Annotated in this window: 22 protein-coding genes; 10 read left to right on the plus strand and 12 right to left on the minus strand. The window is 37.1% G+C overall.

Annotated features, from left to right (window positions below; genetic code table 11):
• Positions 1 to 102 precede the first annotated feature (102 nt).
• The 3 genes from AADJ06_RS01010 (at position 103) to AADJ06_RS01020 (ending at position 4,955) form a co-directional block, all read left to right on the plus strand.
• Positions 103 to 2,373: a T9SS type A sorting domain-containing protein gene (locus AADJ06_RS01010; RefSeq protein ID WP_341224525.1), complete on the plus strand. Its 2,271-nt coding sequence runs from the start codon at positions 103 to 105 to the stop codon at positions 2,371 to 2,373.
• Positions 2,374 to 2,439: 66 nt separating this feature from the next.
• Positions 2,440 to 4,272: a sodium:solute symporter family protein gene (locus AADJ06_RS01015; RefSeq protein ID WP_341224526.1), complete on the plus strand. Its 1,833-nt coding sequence runs from the start codon at positions 2,440 to 2,442 to the stop codon at positions 4,270 to 4,272.
• Positions 4,273 to 4,340: 68 nt separating this feature from the next.
• Positions 4,341 to 4,955 carry a hypothetical protein gene (locus AADJ06_RS01020; protein WP_341224527.1) on the plus strand — a complete coding sequence of 205 codons (615 nt, stop codon included), beginning with the start codon at positions 4,341 to 4,343 and terminating at the stop codon, positions 4,953 to 4,955.
• A 62-nt stretch (positions 4,956 to 5,017) separates the two neighbouring features.
• On the opposite strand, the gene msrA is transcribed toward AADJ06_RS01020, so the two are convergent.
• The 3 genes from msrA to AADJ06_RS01035 are packed head-to-tail and all read right to left on the minus strand — an operon-like array spanning position 5,018 to position 7,621.
• Complete coding sequence (gene msrA, locus AADJ06_RS01025; protein ID WP_341224528.1) at positions 5,018 to 5,653, minus strand: peptide-methionine (S)-S-oxide reductase MsrA; 636 nt, start codon at positions 5,651 to 5,653, stop codon at positions 5,018 to 5,020.
• A gap of 10 nt (positions 5,654 to 5,663) precedes the next feature.
• A complete protein-coding gene (gene kynU, locus AADJ06_RS01030; protein ID WP_341224529.1) occupies positions 5,664 to 6,932 on the minus strand; it encodes a kynureninase in 1,269 nt (422 codons plus the stop codon).
• A complete protein-coding gene (locus AADJ06_RS01035; protein ID WP_341224530.1) occupies positions 6,932 to 7,621 on the minus strand; it encodes an SGNH/GDSL hydrolase family protein in 690 nt (229 codons plus the stop codon). The genes kynU and AADJ06_RS01035 overlap by 1 nt, the downstream gene beginning before the upstream one ends.
• 190 nt (positions 7,622 to 7,811) lie before the next feature.
• On the opposite strand from AADJ06_RS01035, the gene AADJ06_RS01040 reads away from it, so the two are divergent.
• Positions 7,812 to 8,384 (plus strand): DUF2911 domain-containing protein, encoded by a 573-nt coding sequence (locus tag AADJ06_RS01040; RefSeq protein ID WP_341224531.1) that lies wholly within the window; start codon positions 7,812 to 7,814, stop codon positions 8,382 to 8,384.
• 71 nt (positions 8,385 to 8,455) lie between these two features.
• On the opposite strand, the gene AADJ06_RS01045 is transcribed toward AADJ06_RS01040, so the two are convergent.
• The 3 genes from AADJ06_RS01045 to AADJ06_RS01055 all read right to left on the minus strand — a co-directional run bounded on the left by AADJ06_RS01045 (position 8,456) and on the right by AADJ06_RS01055 (position 10,119).
• Positions 8,456 to 8,902 carry a hypothetical protein gene (locus AADJ06_RS01045; protein WP_341224532.1) on the minus strand — a complete coding sequence of 149 codons (447 nt, stop codon included), beginning with the start codon at positions 8,900 to 8,902 and terminating at the stop codon, positions 8,456 to 8,458.
• A gap of 79 nt (positions 8,903 to 8,981) precedes the next feature.
• Positions 8,982 to 9,644, minus strand: coding sequence for a hypothetical protein (locus AADJ06_RS01050; protein WP_341224533.1), 663 nt, complete (start codon positions 9,642 to 9,644; stop codon positions 8,982 to 8,984).
• A complete protein-coding gene (locus AADJ06_RS01055) occupies positions 9,628 to 10,119 on the minus strand; it encodes a sigma-70 family RNA polymerase sigma factor (protein ID WP_341224534.1) in 492 nt (163 codons plus the stop codon). The genes AADJ06_RS01050 and AADJ06_RS01055 overlap by 17 nt, the downstream gene beginning before the upstream one ends.
• Before the next feature lie 149 nt (positions 10,120 to 10,268).
• Here AADJ06_RS01055 and AADJ06_RS01060 point away from each other — a divergent pair, with 149 nt between their 5' ends.
• Entirely contained in the window at positions 10,269 to 10,844 is a 576-nt protein-coding gene (locus AADJ06_RS01060) for a DUF2911 domain-containing protein (protein WP_341224535.1), read from the plus strand.
• 42 nt (positions 10,845 to 10,886) lie between these two features.
• On the opposite strand, the gene AADJ06_RS01065 is transcribed toward AADJ06_RS01060, so the two are convergent.
• The 4 genes from AADJ06_RS01065 to AADJ06_RS01080 form a co-directional block, all read right to left on the minus strand.
• Entirely contained in the window at positions 10,887 to 11,753 is an 867-nt protein-coding gene (locus AADJ06_RS01065; protein ID WP_341224536.1) for a bile acid:sodium symporter family protein, read from the minus strand.
• Between the two features lie 97 nt (positions 11,754 to 11,850).
• Positions 11,851 to 12,309 carry a hypothetical protein gene (locus AADJ06_RS01070; protein WP_341224537.1) on the minus strand — a complete coding sequence of 153 codons (459 nt, stop codon included), beginning with the start codon at positions 12,307 to 12,309 and terminating at the stop codon, positions 11,851 to 11,853.
• Positions 12,310 to 12,355: 46 nt separating this feature from the next.
• A complete protein-coding gene (locus AADJ06_RS01075; protein WP_341224538.1) occupies positions 12,356 to 12,922 on the minus strand; it encodes a Crp/Fnr family transcriptional regulator in 567 nt (188 codons plus the stop codon).
• An 88-nt stretch (positions 12,923 to 13,010) separates the two neighbouring features.
• On the minus strand, positions 13,011 to 14,537 hold the full coding sequence (locus tag AADJ06_RS01080) for a carbon-nitrogen hydrolase family protein (RefSeq protein ID WP_341224539.1): 1,527 nt from the start codon (positions 14,535 to 14,537) through the stop codon (positions 13,011 to 13,013).
• A 350-nt stretch (positions 14,538 to 14,887) separates the two neighbouring features.
• Between AADJ06_RS01080 and AADJ06_RS01085 the strand changes: the two genes are divergently transcribed.
• The 5 genes from AADJ06_RS01085 to AADJ06_RS01105 all read left to right on the plus strand — a co-directional run bounded on the left by AADJ06_RS01085 (position 14,888) and on the right by AADJ06_RS01105 (position 18,389).
• Positions 14,888 to 15,865 carry a pectinesterase family protein gene (locus tag AADJ06_RS01085; RefSeq protein ID WP_341224540.1) on the plus strand — a complete coding sequence of 326 codons (978 nt, stop codon included), beginning with the start codon at positions 14,888 to 14,890 and terminating at the stop codon, positions 15,863 to 15,865.
• A 180-nt stretch (positions 15,866 to 16,045) separates the two neighbouring features.
• The gene (locus AADJ06_RS01090) at positions 16,046 to 16,375 is read left to right on the plus strand and encodes a hypothetical protein (RefSeq protein WP_341224541.1); all 330 of its coding nucleotides are present in this window, start codon (positions 16,046 to 16,048) and stop codon (positions 16,373 to 16,375) included.
• Between the two features lie 103 nt (positions 16,376 to 16,478).
• The gene (locus tag AADJ06_RS01095; protein ID WP_341224542.1) at positions 16,479 to 16,892 is read left to right on the plus strand and encodes a hypothetical protein; all 414 of its coding nucleotides are present in this window, start codon (positions 16,479 to 16,481) and stop codon (positions 16,890 to 16,892) included.
• Between the two features lie 14 nt (positions 16,893 to 16,906).
• Complete coding sequence (locus AADJ06_RS01100) at positions 16,907 to 17,326, plus strand: hypothetical protein (RefSeq protein WP_341224543.1); 420 nt, start codon at positions 16,907 to 16,909, stop codon at positions 17,324 to 17,326.
• Between the two features lie 139 nt (positions 17,327 to 17,465).
• Positions 17,466 to 18,389, plus strand: a complete 924-nt coding sequence (locus AADJ06_RS01105; RefSeq protein ID WP_341224544.1) for a ThuA domain-containing protein — start codon at positions 17,466 to 17,468, stop codon at positions 18,387 to 18,389.
• A 77-nt stretch (positions 18,390 to 18,466) separates the two neighbouring features.
• Here AADJ06_RS01105 and AADJ06_RS01110 read toward each other — a convergent pair whose 3' ends face one another.
• Positions 18,467 to 19,672 carry a VCBS repeat-containing protein gene (locus tag AADJ06_RS01110; RefSeq protein WP_341224545.1) on the minus strand — a complete coding sequence of 402 codons (1,206 nt, stop codon included), beginning with the start codon at positions 19,670 to 19,672 and terminating at the stop codon, positions 18,467 to 18,469.
• A gap of 127 nt (positions 19,673 to 19,799) precedes the next feature.
• A complete protein-coding gene (locus AADJ06_RS01115; protein WP_341225647.1) occupies positions 19,800 to 20,921 on the minus strand; it encodes a VCBS repeat-containing protein in 1,122 nt (373 codons plus the stop codon).
• Positions 20,922 to 21,026: the final 105 nt, after the last annotated feature.

Genomic DNA, 21,026 nt, shown 5'->3' on the forward strand with positions numbered 1-21,026 from the left:
TCATTTTGAAACTTTTAATATCTTCACAAGCCAAAATAACCCATTGATTTGAAAAGCCTTTATTTGATCCCGTTCACAAAAATCCCATACTTTATCTTTATAATGTTTGTTGGCTTTTCAGCCAGTAGTCAAATAAGTATTCAGTTCCCTACAGAAAGAGCAGTTTTTCAAAGAAACTTGACTAATGAAGGCGATATATACATTAGCGGTACTGTAGCACAGCGAGTAGACCAAATTCAGGCTCGTCTTTTAGAATATCGCGACGGAAGTTTAACTGAGTTTCTAGATTGGACGGCGATTGAAAATAATTCAAACATTGGAAGTTTTAAAGGGAAATTGACCGTTAAAGGTGGTTGGTATCAACTTCAAATTAGAGGCTTGTTAGGAGAAGAGGAAGTTGGAATAGCTACGCTAAATAAAGTTGGAGTAGGAGAGGTGTTTATAATTTCTGGTCAGTCAAATGCACAAGGTGTTCCAGGTTACGGAGGTACAGGAGCAAAGGACGATAGAGTGAATACGGCAGATTTTTTGAATGAAAATTTTAGTAAAGAACCCAATACAGAACTCGTTTTTAGCCAATTAAACGACAATGCTAATATTGGGCCCATTGGACTAACGCCATGGTGTTGGGGTCAAATAGGCGATAGCCTAGCTAAGAGATTAGATGTGCCAATCATGTTTTTTAATACAGCCTTGACCCGAACTCTTAGTAGTAATTGGTATCAAAGTTCCATTGGTCAACCTACTAAAGATGCTATTTTTCAGGGTTTCTTTCAGCCAGGTTTTCCGTATCAATACTTAAAAACTGCGATGAAGCACTATGCTTCACTTTTTGGTATTCGGGCGGTTTTATGGCATCAGGGAGAAACAGATACATATCCGGGAGTACCGGTAGAAGACGAGATTTTCGGCTATTATAAAGGTATTATTGAAAATATCAGGTCAGATTTTGGGCATAACATGGCTTGGATGTTTTCGCGTGTCTCTTATAGTGATGGAAGAACCTCCCAAGTGGTTCTGAACTCGCACGATAGAATTATTAATGAGCCTGGGTTTAACATTTACGAGGGACCGTCTACAGATGCTCTTATGATACCAAGGTATGACGGTGTGCATTTTGGTAATACTGCGGAGGTTAAAGGGCTAGAGCAGTTGGCGGAGGCTTGGTTAGAAAAATTGAATAACAGCTTTTTTGATGCTTGTGAGCCCGTTTTATTAAATCCATTGGTTGATTTGACAGTGGAGTGTTTTGAAAATAACCAGGCGAGAGTAAGTGTTCCTGAAAATTATAGTATTTACCGATGGTCTGATGGCGGCGGTGGAAATGAACGTTTTATGCCTGCTGGCGTAGTTTCTGCCGATTTAACAAACCGTTTAGGGAATTTCAAAATAGGAACGGCAGTCAATATAGATGCGGTAGTTTTTGACCAACCAACTGTTTTTTCAAGTAAGACCTTTATCTGTGATGAAGAAACTTTAGTACTTTCTAGTGACGCTAGGTTTACGGATATTATTTGGAGTAATGATGCCGAAACGCCAGCCATAGAAATTCTAAGGGGGGGGGCTTTTTCTTATCAAGCAAAAAATGCCATTGGTTGTGAGTACAGTGCTGAAAACTTAGTTATTGAAGATATTCCTCTTCCTACTTTTGCTAAAAGTGTTGGTATAACTATTAATAGCACTGTAGCTTTGGCTGATACCACCGTAGGCTTTTGTGATGGAACTAGCCTTTCGGTAGAAGCAAATGCTGGTTTTGATACCTACTTTTGGTCTGATGGAGTTGAACTGCAAAATCGACTTATTGATGATATAGCCACTGTTTCTTATTATGGAAGTTATGCTCCTGGTTGTATTTCAAAAACATCACCACTTTTATCGGCTGTAAAATACGAGAATCCAGTAAAGCCAGTCATATCTTCAGAAGCTATATTTGACGTGAAGATTGATAATGAAACCGATTACGATGGCTTTCAGTGGGAGAAAGATGGTCTTGTGATATCTCAAACGAGTTCTAATATCAAAGTTTTGGAAAGTGGCGAATTTACGGTGAGTGGCTTTAAGACTTATGAGAATGGCGTGCTTTGTTATTCAGAAATGTCAGAAGCTTTACAAAAAGATATAGTAAGTGTTGACATGAACGTGGCTTACCCCAACCCTGCGGAGAATTTTGTTTATTTAGAGTCACCAGAAATACAAACTAATGTTAAGATTAGCCTTTATGATGAAAAGGGGAAAAGAGTTCTTCCATTAATTCCAAGAGCTACTTGGGAAACAAGAATTTCTATTCCAGTTAGTAAATTGTCAGGTGGAGTCTATATTTTAGTGATGGAAAGTGACCAAAGTCTATTGAGAAAGAAAATAGTGATTCCTTAAACTTCTTGCTTAGATTTTGTAGCATTGTAAGCTTTTCTTTGAATCTCAAAGTTCTGCCTTATTTAAATGAAGTTATACCTTATAGATTTTTTGATAATTCTGCTCTATTTGGTCGCTACGGTGGCCATAGGCCTTGTTTTAAAGAAAAGGGCGGAGCGTTCTAAAGCCGACTATCTCTTAGGTGGCAACAAAATTCCTTGGTATTATCTAGGACTTTCTAATGCCTCTGGCATGTTTGATATTTCCGGCACCATGTGGCTGGTTACTTTGCTTTTTGTTTATGGTTTAAAATCTGCTTGGATTCCATTTCTTTGGCCGGTTTTTAATCAGATATTTCTCATGGTTTTCCTTTCCATATGGCTCAGGAAATCTAATGTAACCACGGGAGCAGAATGGATTAATACGCGTTTTAGCGGAAAAGGTGCAGCTTTATCTCACAGTATTATTGTAGTTTTTGCCATCATTTTGGGCATGGGTTATTTGGCTTATGGTTTTATAGGTATAGGCAAGTTTGTTGAGATTTTTGTGCCGTGGGAGCTAATCTCTGCCTATGTTCCTTTTGAAATATCTCCCGAGTATGTGCCTCATTTTTACGGGATTATCTTCACATGTTTTGCTGTGTTTTATTCCCTTTTGGGTGGGATGATGAGCATCGTTTGGACAGATATTTTGCAGTATGCTCTTCTTATGATATCCGGAATAGTGATTGGTGTAATAGCCATGAACGCGGTGGCAACGCATGGACTGAATGTGCCAGATGGTTGGATGACACCTTTCTTTGGCAAACGGTTAGACTTAGATTGGACCCATATCATTCCAGAAGTAAATGCTAAAATAGAGAGTGATGGTTACAATCTCTTTTCATTGTTTTTTATGATGATGCTGATGAAAGGGCTTTTGGTGTCTTTTGCAGGTCCTGCACCTACTTATGACATGCAGAAGATTTTGTCGAGCAGGTCGCCACGCGAAGCTGCATTAATTAGTGGGTCTGTAAGTGCTATTTTGATGCCCTTACGCTATTTTATGATTGCAGGATTTGCGGCTTTAGCCCTCATTTTTTATGAAAGATTAGATTTGGTGGTAGGTGGACAGATTGATTTTGAACAAATTTTACCATCTGCTATTCATGAGTTTGTGCCAGTTGGTTTTTTGGGTCTTTTATTAGCAGGGCTTTTGGCGGCTTTTATGTCAACTTTTGCAGGGACACTTAATGCAACTCAAGCTTATTTGGTCAATGATATTTTTCTAAAATATATCAACCCAAAAGCGAGTAATAGAACCATTAAGTACAGCAATTGGCTGGCAGGTATTGCTATGGTTTTAGTTAGTCTTGTGCTTGGCCTTTATGCCAGGGATGTTAATGATATACTTCAATGGATAGTTTCTGGCTTATATGGCTCGTATGTAGTTTCTAATATGCTAAAATGGTACTGGTGGCGATTTAATGGCACTGGTTTTTTCTGGGGAATGGTAGGGGGGCTGGTGCCTGCTTTGTCTTTCAGGTTTATTTTTGAAGGGGTTTTAGATTTGTATACGTTTCCGCTTATGCTTTTCATAGCATTACTAGCAGCTGTGGCCGGAACATACGCTGCTCCTCCTACAGAAGAAAAAACACTTAAAAGTTTTTATAAAAACATTACACCATGGGGCTTCTGGAAACCTATTAGAGAAAAGGTTATGGCGGAAGATCCCACTTGGGAAGGTAATACTTATTTCAAAAGAGATATGTTCAATGTTTTTGTGGGTATTATATGGCAAACGTCTCTCGTTATATTCCCTATGTATTTGGTTTTCTTAGAAGTGGTACCTTTCTTTATCACTTTAGGTGTCACGGTGCTATGTACGCTTATTTTGAAAAAGACGTGGTTTGATACTTTGCCTAAGGATGATGAGTTTTAAATATTGTTTCGAAATGAAATGTCTATTAGCTGATTTGACGAGTTGAGGGATTTTTATTTAATTGTTTTGTGAATTTTATAAAACTATCCATACTCCTTCTTTTGTTTGCCAAATTGGGTTTGGCACAAGAATCTTTTATTAATGGGATAATAGTCACTGTTGGGAATGATACCATTCATTGTAAAGTGCCCAGAACTACCTTCTTTGATAATAGAATTTCAATTATTAAAAGTAATTCAAATAAAAAGGTAAACTTTAAAGCAAGTGAAGTGGCATATTTAGCCACTGAATTTACCGTTTTTCAAAATATACGTTATGTAGAAAATGGTAAAACGGTTCAGAAGCTGATGAATATTATTTCCGTTGGAGCCATTAATCTATATTATGAAGAAAGGCTGATTGAAGCCTCCGCACCAACTAAGTTTGTGACCCGTGAGAGGAATAGGAATCAGATAAGAATTACGACAATTAGACACCCTCCTAAAAGAGAAAAAACTTACGTGGTAGGAAAAAATGGCGAAATGCACTTTATACCAGAAGAAACTTATATAGATGTTTTACTACCTTTAATTGAAGATTACTCATTGCTTAAAAATCAAGTGGCAAAAGGCTTAATTAAATATTCTCAGATTCAGGTTATTGCCGATACATACAATAAATATCATTCGCTCTATAGATACTAAGTGACAGATGGTAAAATTACTTTTCAATCTGTTATAGAGGTGATGCCGAAAGAGTGATATTCTTACTCCCCCTCCTTCAATAACTCAGGAAACTTAGCTTTAAATCTATTTAACCTAGGGATAGAAACCGACCTTACGTAAGGTTGGTTTGGGTTTAGTCTCTCATAGTTTTGATGGTAGTCTTCTGCTTTCCAAAACTTCTCAAAAGGCACTATTTCTGTTACAATTGGCTTTTTGTAGTCTTTTGCTATGGCTGCTTTAGCTGCGTCTGCAATGGCTCTTTCTTCTGCATTTTTATAGAAAATAACAGAACGGTAAGAGTCACCAAAGTCTGGCTGCTGACCTACGGTGGTGGGGTCTTGCGAGCCATAGAATACTTTAACTAATGTAGCGAAACTTATAACTGATGGGTCATAATACACTTCTACAGCTTCTGCATGGCCTGTTCTGTGAGCACCTACTTGCTGGTAGGTTGGGTTTTTCTCTTTACCTCCAGAGTAGCCAGAAACTACTTCTTTAACGCCTTCTAGGCTTTCGTAAATGGCTTCGACACACCAGAAGCATCCTGAAGCAAAATAGGCAGTTTCATATTTGGCTAGTTCTTCACTGGGAATTTCTTCTACAGTGGTGGTTTGATTACCGCTTTCACACTCTTGAAGATTAAAAAGGAGTAAAAGGCTTATTAATAAGGTTTTCATAATCTATGTTTTAAATAACGCCACTTTTTACAGGCGAATGATTTTCAAATTCTTTTGTGTCCACTATTTCTACTAAGCGTATTACAGCCTCGCAGAGTTCCGAAAAACTTAAATATAATGGTGTAAGAGCTATTCTAATAATATCTGGCGGACGGTGGTCGGTGATAATTATCTTTCTATTTATACGAGGATTTATCAAAGAAAGATTTATTCGGTAGGCTTCTTTATGTGTTAAGGCTATGTGAGAGCCTCGTTCTTCAGGGTTTAATGGCGTTGAAATTGAAAATTCTCTTTCTTTCAGAAATAATTGAAACAACTGTAAGAATAATTTAAACAGTAATTCCGATTTGTTTTGGATGTTTTGAATTCCTGCGTTTAAGAAGATGTCAATTCCTGGTTCAATAGCCTTCATTGATAAGACTGGAGGAGTGCCTACAGCAAAATTTTGGATATTTTCAGCCCCTTCAAAGGTTGGACTAAAATCAAAAGGGTTGGCATGCGAAAACCAACCTGCAATTGGGTTTTGAAGCTTGCTTTGCAATTCCTTAGAAACATAAAGAAATGCCGGAGCTCCTGGGCCTCCGTTAAGGTATTTGTAAGTACAGCCCACTGCCATGTCCATTTTTAAAGCTTTAACATCAACGGGCACTGCACCTACAGCATGACTTAAATCCCAAAGGCTTAAAGCATCAGTTTCTCTGACTTTTTCATTGATGCTTTTTACATCATAACGGAAAGCATTTTGAAAGGTAACATGACTTAGACTTACCAAAGAGGTGTCTTCTGTAATCGCATCTAATACGTTGGTATTGGCGTCCTCAAATTTGTCTTGATGAACCACATTCAGCGTTTTGTCAGGAAAAGATTGTTTACATAATTCCTGAAAAATGTATAAGTCGCTTGGGAAATTTAGGCTGTCTGTAAGTATCTCATTTTTGTTAATTTGATATGTTAAACTAGCAAAAGCCAATTTATAAAGATTGACAGAAACACTGTCGGCTATGATGATTTCGTCTGGCTCGGCATTTATGAGTTTTGCTATTTTAGAAGCTATCCGTTCTTTACTTTCTAGCCAGTCTTCGTTCCAGCTTCGAATAAGTCTGTGGCCCCATTGTCTATTTATTGTTTCTTCTAAAACTTGGTTGGTTTTCTTTGGCAGTACACCCAATGAATTACCATCTAAATAGATGGTGGTGGCATCTAAAACAAACTCATTTCTGAATGTTTTTAATGGATCTTCTTGGTCTAGTTGGATTATTTTAGCTTTGATGTCTGTCATTATTTTGCCAAAGTTAAAACGTCATTAAGCATTAATTCAACCCACTGCCCATACATTTTTCCAGACGGATGCAGTCCGTCTCCTGCTACTAATTCAGGGTCTTTTAAACCTTCTCTAGAGATAGGTGTAATGTCAAAAAATGCGATGTTTCTTGAGGTACAAATGTCTTTCTGAACCTGATTATATTCATCTATTTCCTTTGCTATTTTCTCTGGGTTTCTGCCTTGGCCAAAAGGTGTAAAACCGTAATCAGGAATAGAAACTACAAATACCTTCGATTTATTACCTCCAGCAAAAGCTATCGCCCTATCTAAAAGCGGTTCAAATTCTCTTTTAAAGTCTGTTACGGAGCGGCCTCTAAATTGGTTATTTACACCGATAAGTAATGAAACCAAATCAAAGTCGTTTGGAAGCTGAGCACCGTTTAGTGCTTGGTTTAATTCATCGGTAGTCCAGCCCGTTTGGGCTACAATTTGAGGAGAGCTAATTTCTAAACCTTTGTTTTTAAGTTGTTCTGTTAACTGCACAGGCCAGCGTTCTCCTGAGCTTACGCTTTCACCTATGGTGTAAGAATCGCCTAAGGCTAAATACTTTATTGCTGTTTCTGAGGTTTCTGTAGCCGCAGGAACACTTTTTTTGGTGCATTGTGCCATCAAAATGGTGGCGAATATTATTAATATACTTTTCAAAATATGGAAGGTCTTGTTGATGATAATTGATTTAAAATTAAGTGTTCTTTCCCTCTAAAGTTGGCCTTTGAGGACTTGAAAGAAATCTACTGAGGTACGTATTTCTTAGCAATTTTGTCTATTTCATAAGTAGAATTTATTTAAAAGGTTTAATTTCAGACTTTATTAATCAAAATTGACTTTATAGAGGATGAAAAAATTATTTATTGTTTTACTAAGCTTTTTTGCTTTTCAGGTTTCAGCTCAAGATTTTGCTCCATTAGATAAAAGTGTCATGGATATAGCCTACTACCCGAGTGGTGCTCACAGAGCTGGTTTTGCTAAGACAGCAGACGAAAAAGCAGCCCTTATGCCGCGTGTAAGAATTACGTATTCTAGACCATTGGTAAACAACAGAGAGATTTTTGGCAATTTGGTAAAGTATAATGAGCCATGGAGATTGGGTGCTAATGAGTCTACAGAGGTTATTTTTTATTCGCCAGTTAAGATAGGAGAAACCGTATTAGCAGCTGGTCGTTATTCGCTTTACTGCACGCCATCAGAAGATAGCTGGACGCTTAAAGTCCATCCTAATGTAGATGGTTGGGGAAGCTATGGTTATGATGAATCTAAAGATTTAGCTACAGTTTCGGCAGTGCCTACTAGGTCTGAAAAGAACATAGAAGCTTTATCAATTACGATGTATAAAGCTGATTCAGGACAAGTACATATCAAAGTAGGTTGGGCGGATAGTATTGCAGAGTTTCCTATTACGGTGCTTTAATTGAGCTTGACATAATATTTTATAAAGCCACTTGTGAAAATAGGTGGCTTTTTATGTATCCAGGTATTTGACTAAATCACATTCCCTTCCTCTTGAGCTTTGGCATCCATGTTTCTTCCAATAAGTAAACCCACAAACATACCTAAACAGATACCCAAAGAGATTCCCATAGACCTTTCTAAACCCGAAAGGAACACGATGCCAAAAAGCACACCAAAAGACATTCCTAAACCCATAGAAATACCGGTGTAATAGCCTTTTGAGATTAAAGAGAGATTCTCTTTCAGGAAGTTTTCAAAATCTTTTAGTGCTTTTTTTAAAAATTTGATGCTCTTCTCGTTTGTTAAATCCAAACTGGTGAGCTTGCTTTCTACCGATTGAATTTCTTCTTCTGAGAGTTCTCTATTATTTAACTCGGTTAGAATATGTATGAATTTGTTGTAAATCTTTATTTCGGACTTTTTGCTTGATTCGTTTCTTAAGTTTTCGAAAAAACTTTTGGCTTCTTTTAATGTCATGATTGTTTGTCTTTTTTAATGGTTAGTGGCTCATTACTCTAATTATTACACCTGAAGGGAAATTATTTTTTATAATTAGTTATTTTTCATCTCTTAAGCTTTCTAAATCGCCCAATAATTCGTCTAGTTTTTTCATAACTCTGCCGTAAACTATTTTAAAATCCCACTCATAAATTTTGTCGCCCAAATAAGCTAAGATGCCAATGATTAGAAGTATGGCCAGCACAGCCACAACAGGAATACCAAATATTAAAGACAGGTCTGGGAAGTCTGTTAAAATCTTTGATAAAAGTCTCTCTCCTAAGAAAATACCCTCTGCATCTTTAAAATAAAACCCAAGTATCAGAGACAAAAATATAATGGGATAGATAAACCTTGACATTTTTTTGTTGACGGATAATAGCTGTTGTATCCATTCATTGAAAGTTTTTAAATAGTGATAACTGCTCACACCTTTATCAATTTTTTGTAGTCCTTGTAGCAAACCTTTATTCACAAAAGCCATAGCATTAAGTACCACAAAAAAGATAGCACCCATTACTGGTATTCCCACAAAGTATGATAAGCCTAAGAAGATAAAAGAGAAGGCCACTATAGCAATCAAGTTTATCTTAAACATCCTTGTAAACTTGTCAATTATATGGATTGACTTTTGATTGTAAAGGTTATTTACCTTCGGTGCAATCAAGGCGTCGCTTTTCAAAAAGCCTTCTTTCCAAATATTTTCAATTGATTTTTCCATCGAGTAGTTTTTTTAGTCTTGTTTTAATTCTTGCCACGCGTACACCTACATTATTTGGGTTTGTTCCTATAATCTCCGCAATTTCCTGATAAGGTTTTTCTTCTAAGTAGAGCATTATAATAGCTCTATCTACTTCGGAAAGCTTCCGAATGGCAGCATAAAGTAGGTTTAGAGCTTCGTCTGAAAATGCATAATTGTCTTCCGTTTTTTCAGTAGGAAGTGAATCTGATAAAAAGTGTTGAATGTTATTTTTTTTCTTTTTTAGTAAGGTCAAGCATACGTTTAATGACACGCGATAAACCCATGTGCTCCATTCAGACTCTTCTCTGAAGTTGTCTTTGCTTCGCCAAATCTGCAGACATACCTCCTGATAATAATCTTCAAAGTCTTCCTGAGAGTTAGTATATGCTCTACAGAGTTTGATAATAATACCAGAAAAAGGCAGAATAGATATTTTATAAAAATCGCTGCTCAAAAGTACTTTTTTGATTGGTTAGTGGCTATAATCTGAAATCATTACACATTTCTTTGAATTTATTAAAAGAAAAGGTTTTTAGCTTGCTAAACCTGAACTAAATGCAGCCTGTGTACATTATGCTTGCGTAAACAATAAAAAAACATTCAATGAAAAAACTAACCTTTGTGCTTTTAGCACTTATCTCTTTTCAGCTTTCAGCTCAAGATTTCCCAAAGATGGATGCAAGCCCGCTAGACATGGCTTATTTTCCTAGTGCTTCTGCACATGACTTTTTGTTTGCCAAGACGGTAGATGAAAAAGCGGCAGCTATGACTCAAGTTAAAATCATGTATTCTCGTCCACAAGCTAAAGGTCGTGAGATTTTTGGTGGACTTGTGAAATTTGGTGAGCCATGGAGAATTGGAGCCAATGAAACTACAGAAGTGACTTTCTTGAAATCTGTTAAGATAGGCGAGACTGTACTTTTCCCAGGTACATATTCTATGTATATCATTCCAGAGAAAGATAGCTGGACACTCAAATTTCACCCAACGGTTAATGGCTGGGGAACGTATAATTTTGATTATTCAAAGGCTTTGGCAAGTTTGACAAGTAAGGTGTCAAAAACATCTGAAAATGTAGAAGCACTATCTATTGCGATGTACGAGGCTGCATCTGGAGCAGTTCATATTAAAATTGGCTGGGCAGATACCTTCGCTGAATTTCCTATTAATTTATTGTAAGGTATTTAAAAGGCGGCCTGCGTTAATCAGACCGCCTTTTATCTAAGCAGTTTTTCTTTTCCCCAACTTCCACATTAGAATTCCGCCGGTAACAAACATCCAGATGCTGTAAGCACCAGTAGGAATGCCTAATTCTACATTATTTAGAATGGTGGTGGCTATCACGAATGCCAATGTTCCATTTTGAATACCACTTTCTACGGTAATAGAAATAGCACTTTTAAAATCAAGCTTGAAAATTTTGGCGGTCATAAATCCAAAGCCCATAGTAGCTAGATTTAAAAGCAAGGTCACTATTCCCACTCTTTTTAAAGCTTCGCCTAGCAGACTAAAGTTAGCTGCGATAACGGCAATGAAAATTATAATAAAAATGACAGTAGAGGCGGTACGCATAGGTTTTTCCATCCTGTTCGCAAAAGCCTCTTTGTACTTTCTAATAGTCATGCCTATAGAAATAGGGATAACGGTAATCACCATTATTTGAAGTATGGTGTCCATTATGGGTAGTTTGATGGTTTGACCAGTGGAGGAACCAAAGTATTCCAAGGCATTGGAGAGAATAAAAGGTATGGTAAGAATGCTCACAAAACTAGCAATGGCTGTTAGGGTAACAGATAAGGCGATGTTTCCTTTACACACTTGACTTATCAAATTACTAGTAGGGCCGCCAGGAGCTGAAGCCAAAATCATAATACCTACTGCCATGGTAGGGTCGAGGTCAAAAGAAATGGCTAATAAGAAGCCAATGATGGGTAAGAAAATGAGTTGATTGGTAAGACCAATTAAAACAGCTTTTGGGTATTTAACTATTCGTCCGAAATCTGCTGGAATAAGGGTCATGCCCATGCCAAGCATGATTATGGCGAGAGATAATGGCAAAAAGACTTTGCTTAATAGGGTGGCTATCATGTTTTTTATTTAGAGTTTTCATTAGGGTATTAATTTTAAAGATATTGATAAATAGTGAAATAGATCCTATTGCTATTGAGTAATTCTGTCCTTCCCTCTATAGGATATCTTTAACAGCCGAAAAGTAAACCCAGATTATAAATAACATTTGTAGTGGCACTCTAAACCAAAGATAGGAAAGGCCTTTTCCATCAAGTAGTCCTGTCTGGTAGTTTAAACCATCCATAGACGCCTTGATGTTTGCTGGTAGAATTAGTAGGAAAAAAATGATAAGAAGTATTCCAGCTATGTAACTGTACTTTGGTAAGAGCAGAGCTATTGCAAAAGCAATCTCTATTATTCCTGTGGCCTGAACTATTAAGACTTTATATGGAATATTGTCGGGAATCATCCTTGCCATTCCATTTACAAACATAAAATGTCCTAAAGCCGTAAAGAGTAACATGATAGCCATGCTTACTCTGCCAGCCAATTGGTAATTAGTTGAACCATTTATCCAATATAGGATTACATGGCAAAGAATAAAAGAACCTAGTAAGACAATTAGGGGTTTCATTTATGCAAAAGTCCGATATTCACTTAACTAGGGCAATGAACCTAAGTTAAGAAATTCGTTTCCTAATACGACTCAATGCTTGAGGAGTAATGCCTATATATGAGGCTATGTATTGCAGTGGTATTTTTTGAATTAACTCTGGTCGTTCGGTAAATAAATTAAGATAACGTTCTTCAGCACTGTAGTTTAAAAGTGCTAGTTCTCTTTTTGCTTTCTTTAAATATTCTTGCTCACTAGCTTTTCTCCCAATGGTATTGCCAGATTTGGTGTTACTGTAAATATCTTGGAGATCAGAATAGCTTAAACGCCATAGTACGGTCTCAGAGATAGTTTCCACGGCGTACATACAGGGCATCTGAGTTAAAAAAGAGTCATAAGCACAACTGAAAGAATTTTCAAAAACGAAACAGAATGTTTTCTCCATGTCTTGTTTAGGAACAAAGTATCTCATTACTCCGCTTTCTACAAATGACAAGTAGCCTTCAGTTTCTCCAGCCTCTAAAATTTTTGTCTTTTTGGGTATTTCTACACGCTTTAGTTTAGAAGAAAAATAGGCCCAATCTTCATCAGATATATCTGTGATTTGTTTAAAAATGTGATGAATGCGTTCCAAATTTTTAGTTTTCTTGATTTATCAAAAATAAAAAAATAGTCCGCTCAGTATAAACCAAACGGACTAAATATTAGGAACTACGGGAAGTTTAGCTCTTTCTTAGATGATAAACATCTTTTCTTCTGTCTTTTAAGTTTCTTACCGCACCAAATTGATTAAGCTCACGCAGCATATCAATGTCTACATCTGCCAATACTATCATCTCTGTATTTGGTGTAGCCTCTGCCTTAATTCCGTTTGCAGGGAAAGCAAAATCACAAGGCGTAAATACCATAGATTGAGCGTATTGTATATCCATGTTATGTACTTTTGGTAGGTTTCCTACACTACCAGCTATGGCCACGTAGCATTCGTTTTCAATAGCTCTAGCCTGAGAACAATAACGTACTCTGGAGTAACCGTTTTGAGTATCTGTTAAAAACGGAACAAAGAGTATGTCCATGCCGTCGTCAGCAAGAAGTCTGCTTAATTCAGGGAATTCGGAATCATAACAAATCAAAACACCTATTTTGCCACAGTCTGTGTCAAAAGTTTTTAAGCCAGAACCGCCTTGCATACCCCAAACTTTAGCCTCATCTGGCGTAACATGGATTTTCTCATAACGCTCCACAGAACCATCTCTTCGGCATAAATAGCCTACATTAAAAAGCTGCTCACCTTTCATTTCAGGCATGCTACCTGTAATAATGTTAATATTATAAGAGATAGATAGTTCAGAGAACTTTTTTACAATCTCTTCGGTGTATTTAGCAAGTTCCCGAATAGCGTTTGGCTCCGACATATGGTTATTCTTTGCCATTAGCGGAGCATTGAAAAACTCAGGGAATAGTGCGAAGTCGGCTCTATACCCAGATACTGCATCCACAAAGTACTCTACTTGCTCCAGTAACTCATCAAGGTCATTGTATGGCCTCATTTGCCACTGTATAAGACCTATGCGTACCACTTTCTTTTTGGTAGCAGCCTTTCTTGAAGGTTTTTCGTAGTAAATATTATCCCACTCTAAAAGTACAGCAAACTCGTTAGAAGCTTCATCGCCTTCTAAATATCCTCTCAGAATCTTAGCTGCATGAAAATCGTTTGAAATTTGAAAGTTTAAAACGGGGTCATGTATTTCTTTACGCTTTACTTTCTCTATATATTTAAGCGGAGTAAGTTCTGCGGCATATTTGTGATAGTTAGGAATTCTACCACCAAAGGCTATCCCTTTTAAGTTTAACTTTTCACAAAGCTCCTTTCTATAATCATAAAGTCTACGGCCAAGACGCAAACCTCTAAATTCTGGCTTGATGAAAACATCAATTCCGTAAAGCATGTCGCCTTCATCTGTATGGGAATCAAAGGTGTAGTCTTTTGTGATTTCTCGGTAGGTATGATTATCAGAAACTATTTCATAATCTACAATAATGGATAACGCACAACCTGCTAACTGCCCGTTTATTTTCATCACCACTTGCCCTTCAGGAAACTTCGTTATAAGGGACTTTATATGATGCTTTTTCCAATATGCATCAGGCATAGAGTTATATGACGTTATCATGGCAGCTTTAAGCTCCTCATAATCATCAATAGTTAAGTATTTTAACTCTATGTTATCTATTTCTTGTTTGCTCATTATTAATTAGATGGAAGTATGTTTTTTGTTATCACGGCAGCCAAATGTATGCTAATTTCTTAGTTTAAGGTACTTGGCTTTTGCAATTTGGGTTCAAATGTATGCTGATTTCTCATTAGAAAAAGCTGTAAAAGCCAAATTAATTTTGACTCAAAAGGAATTAGTATTTTAAACGTAAATGTTATTGATTCTATTGATTTGTAGTCCTTTAACACTGTTTTTTGTTTTGACAAAGATTAAGTCTTTAGGCAAGTCCTCATTTTAATTCATGAACTCAAGGCATATTTTATATTTTTGAAAGTAGAATAAGCCTTAATAGAACTATAAATGTTCGTCAAACCCTATACATTATGTGTCAAAAAGTATTCAAACTCTTTCTCCTATTTATTTTTAGTACGGCCAGTCTGCAGGCCCAACCCTTAAAAGTGCAGCATGACTTAACCGTGGCAAAAGATGGCTCAGGAGATTTTCAGTACATTCAAGATGCTATAAACGCCGTTCGAGTTTATTTACCAAAACCTATTACTATAAAAATAAAAAATGGTGTTTATATAGAAAAAATAGAGGTGTACAGCACATTGACAAACATTACATTTCTTGGCGAATCCGCCGATAGCACTATTATCAGTTATGATGATTATTCGGGCAAAGGGAAGTTGGAAACCTTTGATTCCTATACGGTCAAAGTAATGGGCAACGATATACGTTTTGAAAATTTAACCATACAAAATACAGCAGGAAGAGTAGGACAGGGCGTGGCTTTGCATGTAGAAGGAGATAGATGTGTTTTTAAGAAATGTAAGCTCCTAGGTAATCAAGACACCATTTTTGCCTCTGGCGAAAACTCAAGACAGTATTTTTCTGAATGCTATATAGAAGGTACTGTAGATTTTATTTTTGGCTCAGCTACGGCATTTTTTGAAAACTGTCGAATCCATTGTAAATCTAACAGTTTTATTACAGCGGCATCTACACCTAGGTGGGTGAAATACGGTTATGTGTTTAAGGATTGTAAAATTACCGCTGCCGAAGGTATTGACAAAGTATATTTAGGAAGGCCATGGCGAGATTATGCTAAAACGGTTTTTATTCATTGTGATTTAAATGCCCCTATATTGGCCAAAGGCTGGGATAACTGGTCAAGACCTGAAGTAGAAAAGACTACGCTTTATGCCGAGTACGGCAATGTAGGGCAAGGTGCAAATACCAAAGGAAGAGTGGCTTGGTCTCATCAGTTAAGTCAGGAACAAGCAAAACTTTATACCAAAGAGAATGTGTTGGCTGGGCAGCTAAATTTAGAAGCTTCTAATTCTTGGTTTGCCAAGTAACTCCTGATTAATTTACCAAGTTGCCGTCTTAGTTCTAGTATTTTTTTTGTAATGTATCTTGTATTTTGACCTATTGGTAGAAGAATTTAGGGCCTTGGTAGAATGCTTATAATCAGTCTTAAACCTTTAGGACTTTTGCATGTCAAAGTAGTAATTCAATAAAAAAAACAAATTACTATTATGAAAAAGTTATTAGCAGCCATTATCGTTCTTTTGGGATTCAGTTTTCAATCAAATGCAGCAGAACATCCTTGGTTAGAAGTTAGACACGTCATTCATACTTACCAAGTAGATGCCGGAAAGTTTCAACAGATTTCTAAGGAAGAGCAGGCCAAGTTTTACTCGGCAGCCAACATGATGAAAGGAGAACTTTCAAAGCACACAGATTTCATTTCTAAAGCTAGAGTTAAAGAAATAGATGCGACCATCAATGTGTTCCGTTTTATTTGGGAAAGTAAGCCTGAGTTTATTGAGATTGACCTGGGCGTAAAAGCTCCTGAACTTATTTAATTGACGTTTTTATTTAGTTAGCCAGTGCAGAAATGTGCTGGCTTTTTTTGTATACAACCATTTCTAGGCTGTCTTCGTTTAAGTAGTAAGATTGAAGAATAATATGAAAACAATACTTATAATGATGATGGCTCTTTTAGGAGCTTGTACTAACAGCGTTGAACCTAAAGAGCTTATTGGTAAATGGGATAACTCTTATGAAATAAGAACAAAAGAGGAATCTGGCGAATGGACAGAATGGACAACAATAAATACCTTTGCTGCCCTTCCATCTTTAGAATTTACCAATAATGGCAAAATACTTTGGGACGGAAAACCTTCAGAGGCCTGCTGCACTTTTAATGCGTTTGAATTGAAAGGAGATACTTTAAAACTAAGTGAACTGGTAGTAAAGGAAGAATGCGAATTAGTCAATTGTGCTCTTTGTGATACTTGGACAATTGTTGCACTTACGGATAAGCAGCTCGAACTAAATATTTGCGACAACTCCATGGTAAGATATAACAAAGCCAAGTGAAACTTTGAATTAAGATGAAAAGCATACTAAGTTTAGTATTAGTCATTCTTTTAGCTGCTTGTGGTGGAAATAACATAAAACCAAAGGCTCTTGTAGGAGAATGGGAGAATGCCTACGAAAAGAGGAGGAAAGACGCAAAAGGGGAATGGTCTGACTGGACTACTGTGACTACCTATATTCTGCTGCCATCTTTAGAGTTTACTAGTGACGGTGATATTTTATGGGGAGGACATACTCCAACTGGCTGCTGCACTTTCACAAAATACAAGGTAAATAAAAAGACCATAAAACTCAGTGTACCACCTGTAAATGCTAGCTGTGCAGCCGTAAATTGTGCTGCCTGCCATGAATGGACCATAGAGAAACTCTCTAATGACATTTTAGAATTAAACAGATGTGATGAGATTATAGAAAGGTATAAACGAGCAAACTAAGATTCTTTAGTAGAAAGACATCAGAAATCGTAAGAAAAGTATCATAGCTTTATGTATCTGGGTTTAAGGCATTAGAATAAACTGAATTTTAGCAAAAGTCTGATTAATTTGCATGCATAAATATTCAACCCTTTCTAAAATGAAAATCAAAATATCATCTTTTCTTGCACTTGTTTTATTGGCATTTTGTGGTGTTTCAAATGCCCAAAGTTTACCAGAAGTACCTCTGACGGACGCTTGGCTTCAAGAAATTAAAAGCAAAGCTCCTAGTAAATTGACTTATCCAACTTCTGAGAAAAGGAAAGTCTTAGTTTTTTCATTGCATACTGGTTTTAAACACTGGGTCATTCCTCATACAGAGGCTATGATTAGAATTTTGAGTGAAAAATCGGGTGGTTTTGAAATGACCTATACTAAAGACATTTTTGCTTTAGAAAAGAAAAACCTAAAGCAATACGATGCCGTGGTGATGAATAACAACTGTAGCATTGGCGACCACCGTGATATGTTTTGGGATGTGCTGAAAAACGAAGCCGGTTTAGACTCAGCTGCTGCCATGAAAAAAGCACATAAAATGGAGAAAGACTTTATTAAATATGTGAAAAAAGGTGGTGGTATAATGGCTCTGCATGGCGGCATAGTGATGCAGAATAAGTCAATGGCTTTCAGCGAAATGATGGGAGGAAGTTTTGATTACCACCCAAAACAACAGACTATTGATGTTGAATTGGTAGATGCTGCTCACCCTTTAGTGGCAGCATTTAATGGCAAAGGTTTCTCGCATAAAGATGAGCCTTACGTTTTTAATAATGCGTATACCAAAAAGAACTTCAAACCACTTCTATATTTTGAAGCTTCTAAAATAGAAGGCTTAAGAAACCCAAATGGTGATGCCATTCGTTATGTTTCTTGGATTAAGAACCATGGAAAAGGACGTGTGTTTTACTCTTCACCATCTCATAATGCCCAAAGTTTTACGCCAGAACTGTTGCAGTTTTTCTTAGATGGTTTGCAGTACACAGTGGGTGACGTAGATTGTGATGCTTCGCCAATGGGGAAGTAATAACAACGATAGATATAAACTAGAAAAGACCTCTTTCGGGAGGTCTTTTGTTGTTTTAATATACTGACTTTGTTGTTCTACATATCATTTTCCAACAAGAAAACGCCATTCTTGTTAGAAATGATGATATCCATTTTTAAGTCATTATTCATGTCAGCCACGGCAATGTTTAACCCCGCACCAGAATCAATGTCAATTAGGTGCTCTTTATAATAGGGTGCAGTATTGTAAGAAAAATCAAACCACATAAGTATAGCTGCATCAGTATCGCCGGGGTCTTTACCATTATGTGCTAGGTATCTTTTTCCAGTAATAAAGTCTTTTTTGTCGTCGCCATTGAGGTCAGCCATGACGGTAGCATGAGTTTGAGAAGTGGTTTCGCTCATTAAATGTTTCCTAAAGTTGCCATCTTCTTGCTGCTCAAACCACCAAACGCCAAGGTTGTGTGCAGATGCGGTTATCACATCGTTTCTCCCATCTTTATTTACATCAAGAACCTGCATTTGAGAACAGTCATCGCCTAAGTTAACTAGATGAAAACGCCAGTCTCCAGATGATTTGTCTGCTTTTCCCTCAAACCAACCCTCTTTAATCACAACGTCTTTTATGCCATCTCCATTAATATCTCCGTAGCCTAAACCATGTGCAAAGCTGTCTGTTCCAAACACATTTTCGGTTGTAAGAGCATGACGTGTCCATGTGGTTTGACCAGGTATAGTAGGGGCTTGCAGCCAAATGACCTGATTGCTGCTAACGTCGCCACAGAGCAAGTCTATTCTGCCATCAGCATCTACATCTACAAAATTTGGAGACTCATTGCCTATCAGCATGTTATCTCCTATGCTATGCTTTAACCAATGACCAGTTCCATTCTTAGGGTTTTCAAACCAATAAGCCGGAGTGCCAGGATGGTCAATGTTTACCACATCATCCCAACCGTCCAAATTTACATCTATGGTATATTTCAAAAATGATTTACTGAACTCTAACTGCGGGTCATAAGCTCTTGAAGGAGATATTTCATGTTTGGTCCAGTTTGGTGCTTCAAACCAGTAATAACCCGCCACTATATCTTTTAAACCATCATTGTTTAAGTCTGCTACGGCTACGCCTTCTGATAAAAAATCGTTGGTAACCACAGTTTTTATAAATGTATCTGGCGGTATTAATTCCGTTTGACAAGCCGATAGAAACATGCAAAAGAATATTATGCAAGTGTTTTTACATCTTCTTCCTATTATGGCATGGCAAAAGGCCTTGAAAGCAGTCTTATTCTTTAACATAAAAAATCACGTAGGTCGTCAGTTCATTTAGCCTAACGCTGGCCAAGAGGGTTTTGATTTATAGCATGACACCTTTTTCTTTAAAAGGATAAACTAAGCCAACTGATTTTTCAAAAAAAAACTGAGATTACAACTTATTCTCTAATAAGAAAACCCCGTTTTTATTAGAAATGATTATATCAAGTTTCCCGTCTTTATTCATATCAAACACATCTAGGTTTAGTCCTGCACCGGAGTCACTGTCAATCAAATGCTCTTTATAGTACGGTGCTTTTTCAGGCGTGAATTCAAAGAACATAATCAGCGGGGCGTCGTCATCGCCTGGGTCATTTCCATTATGAGCTAAGAAACGTTTGCCTGTTATATACTCTTCTTTTCCATCGCCATTTAAATCTGCCATGATGGAAGAGTGCGTTTGAGAAGTGGTTTCACTCATTAAATGTCTTTTGAAATTGATTTTCCCATTTTCTGAAATTTGCTCATACCACCAAACCCCTAATTTGTGAGCAGATGCCGTTACCACATCATTTTTGCCATCAGCGTTTACATCTAAAATTTGCATGTGAGAGCATGGCTCCCCTAAGTCCGCAGCGTGGAAAGTCCAATCGCCAGATGATTTATTTGGTTTTCCCTCATACCAGCCCGTTGTTATTACCACATCTTTTATGCCGTCGTGGTTTATGTCACCATAGCCTATTCCATGTGAGAATCGGTCAGTTCCTGCTACATTTTCAGCACTGATGGCATGTTTTTTCCATTCTGTATCTCCTTTCTTTTGAGGGGCTTGCAGCCAAATAATTTGTTTCTTTTTAACATCAGAGCACAGGATGTCTTTTCTGCCATCTCCATCCATATCTATAAATCCTGGTGATTCGTTTCCTATGCCTACCGAGTCGGCTATAATGTGTTTTTTCCAAGCTCCTTTTTTGTTCTTAGGGTTTTCAAACCAATACCCAGGAGTACCAGGGTAATCAATATTTACCACATCATCCCAGCCATCTTGATTTACATCTAAAGCATAGTTCAAAAAAGACTTGCTGTATTCTTTTCTAGGGTCAAAGGGTCTTGCAGGAGACATTTCATGGCGAACCCATTTAGGAGCCTCAAACCAGTAATAGCCCGCAATTATATCTGTCTTTCCGTCTTTATTAAGGTCTGCTACGGCTACACCTTCAGATAGAAATTCTCTTGAAAGTACTGTTTTTTCAAATCCGTTTGTTTGTGCACAAGAAAGGGTAGATGCCAGCATTGAAGTGGCTATGCCGCATATAATTAGGCTTTTAGGTATCATTTTAATAAGGGTTGAATTATAGAAAGACTAATGTAATTTAATTTTCATACTTAACTGTCCTAT

The organism is uncultured Arcticibacterium sp., from assembly GCF_964021845.1.
GTDB lineage: Bacteria > Bacteroidota > Bacteroidia > Cytophagales > Spirosomataceae > Arcticibacterium.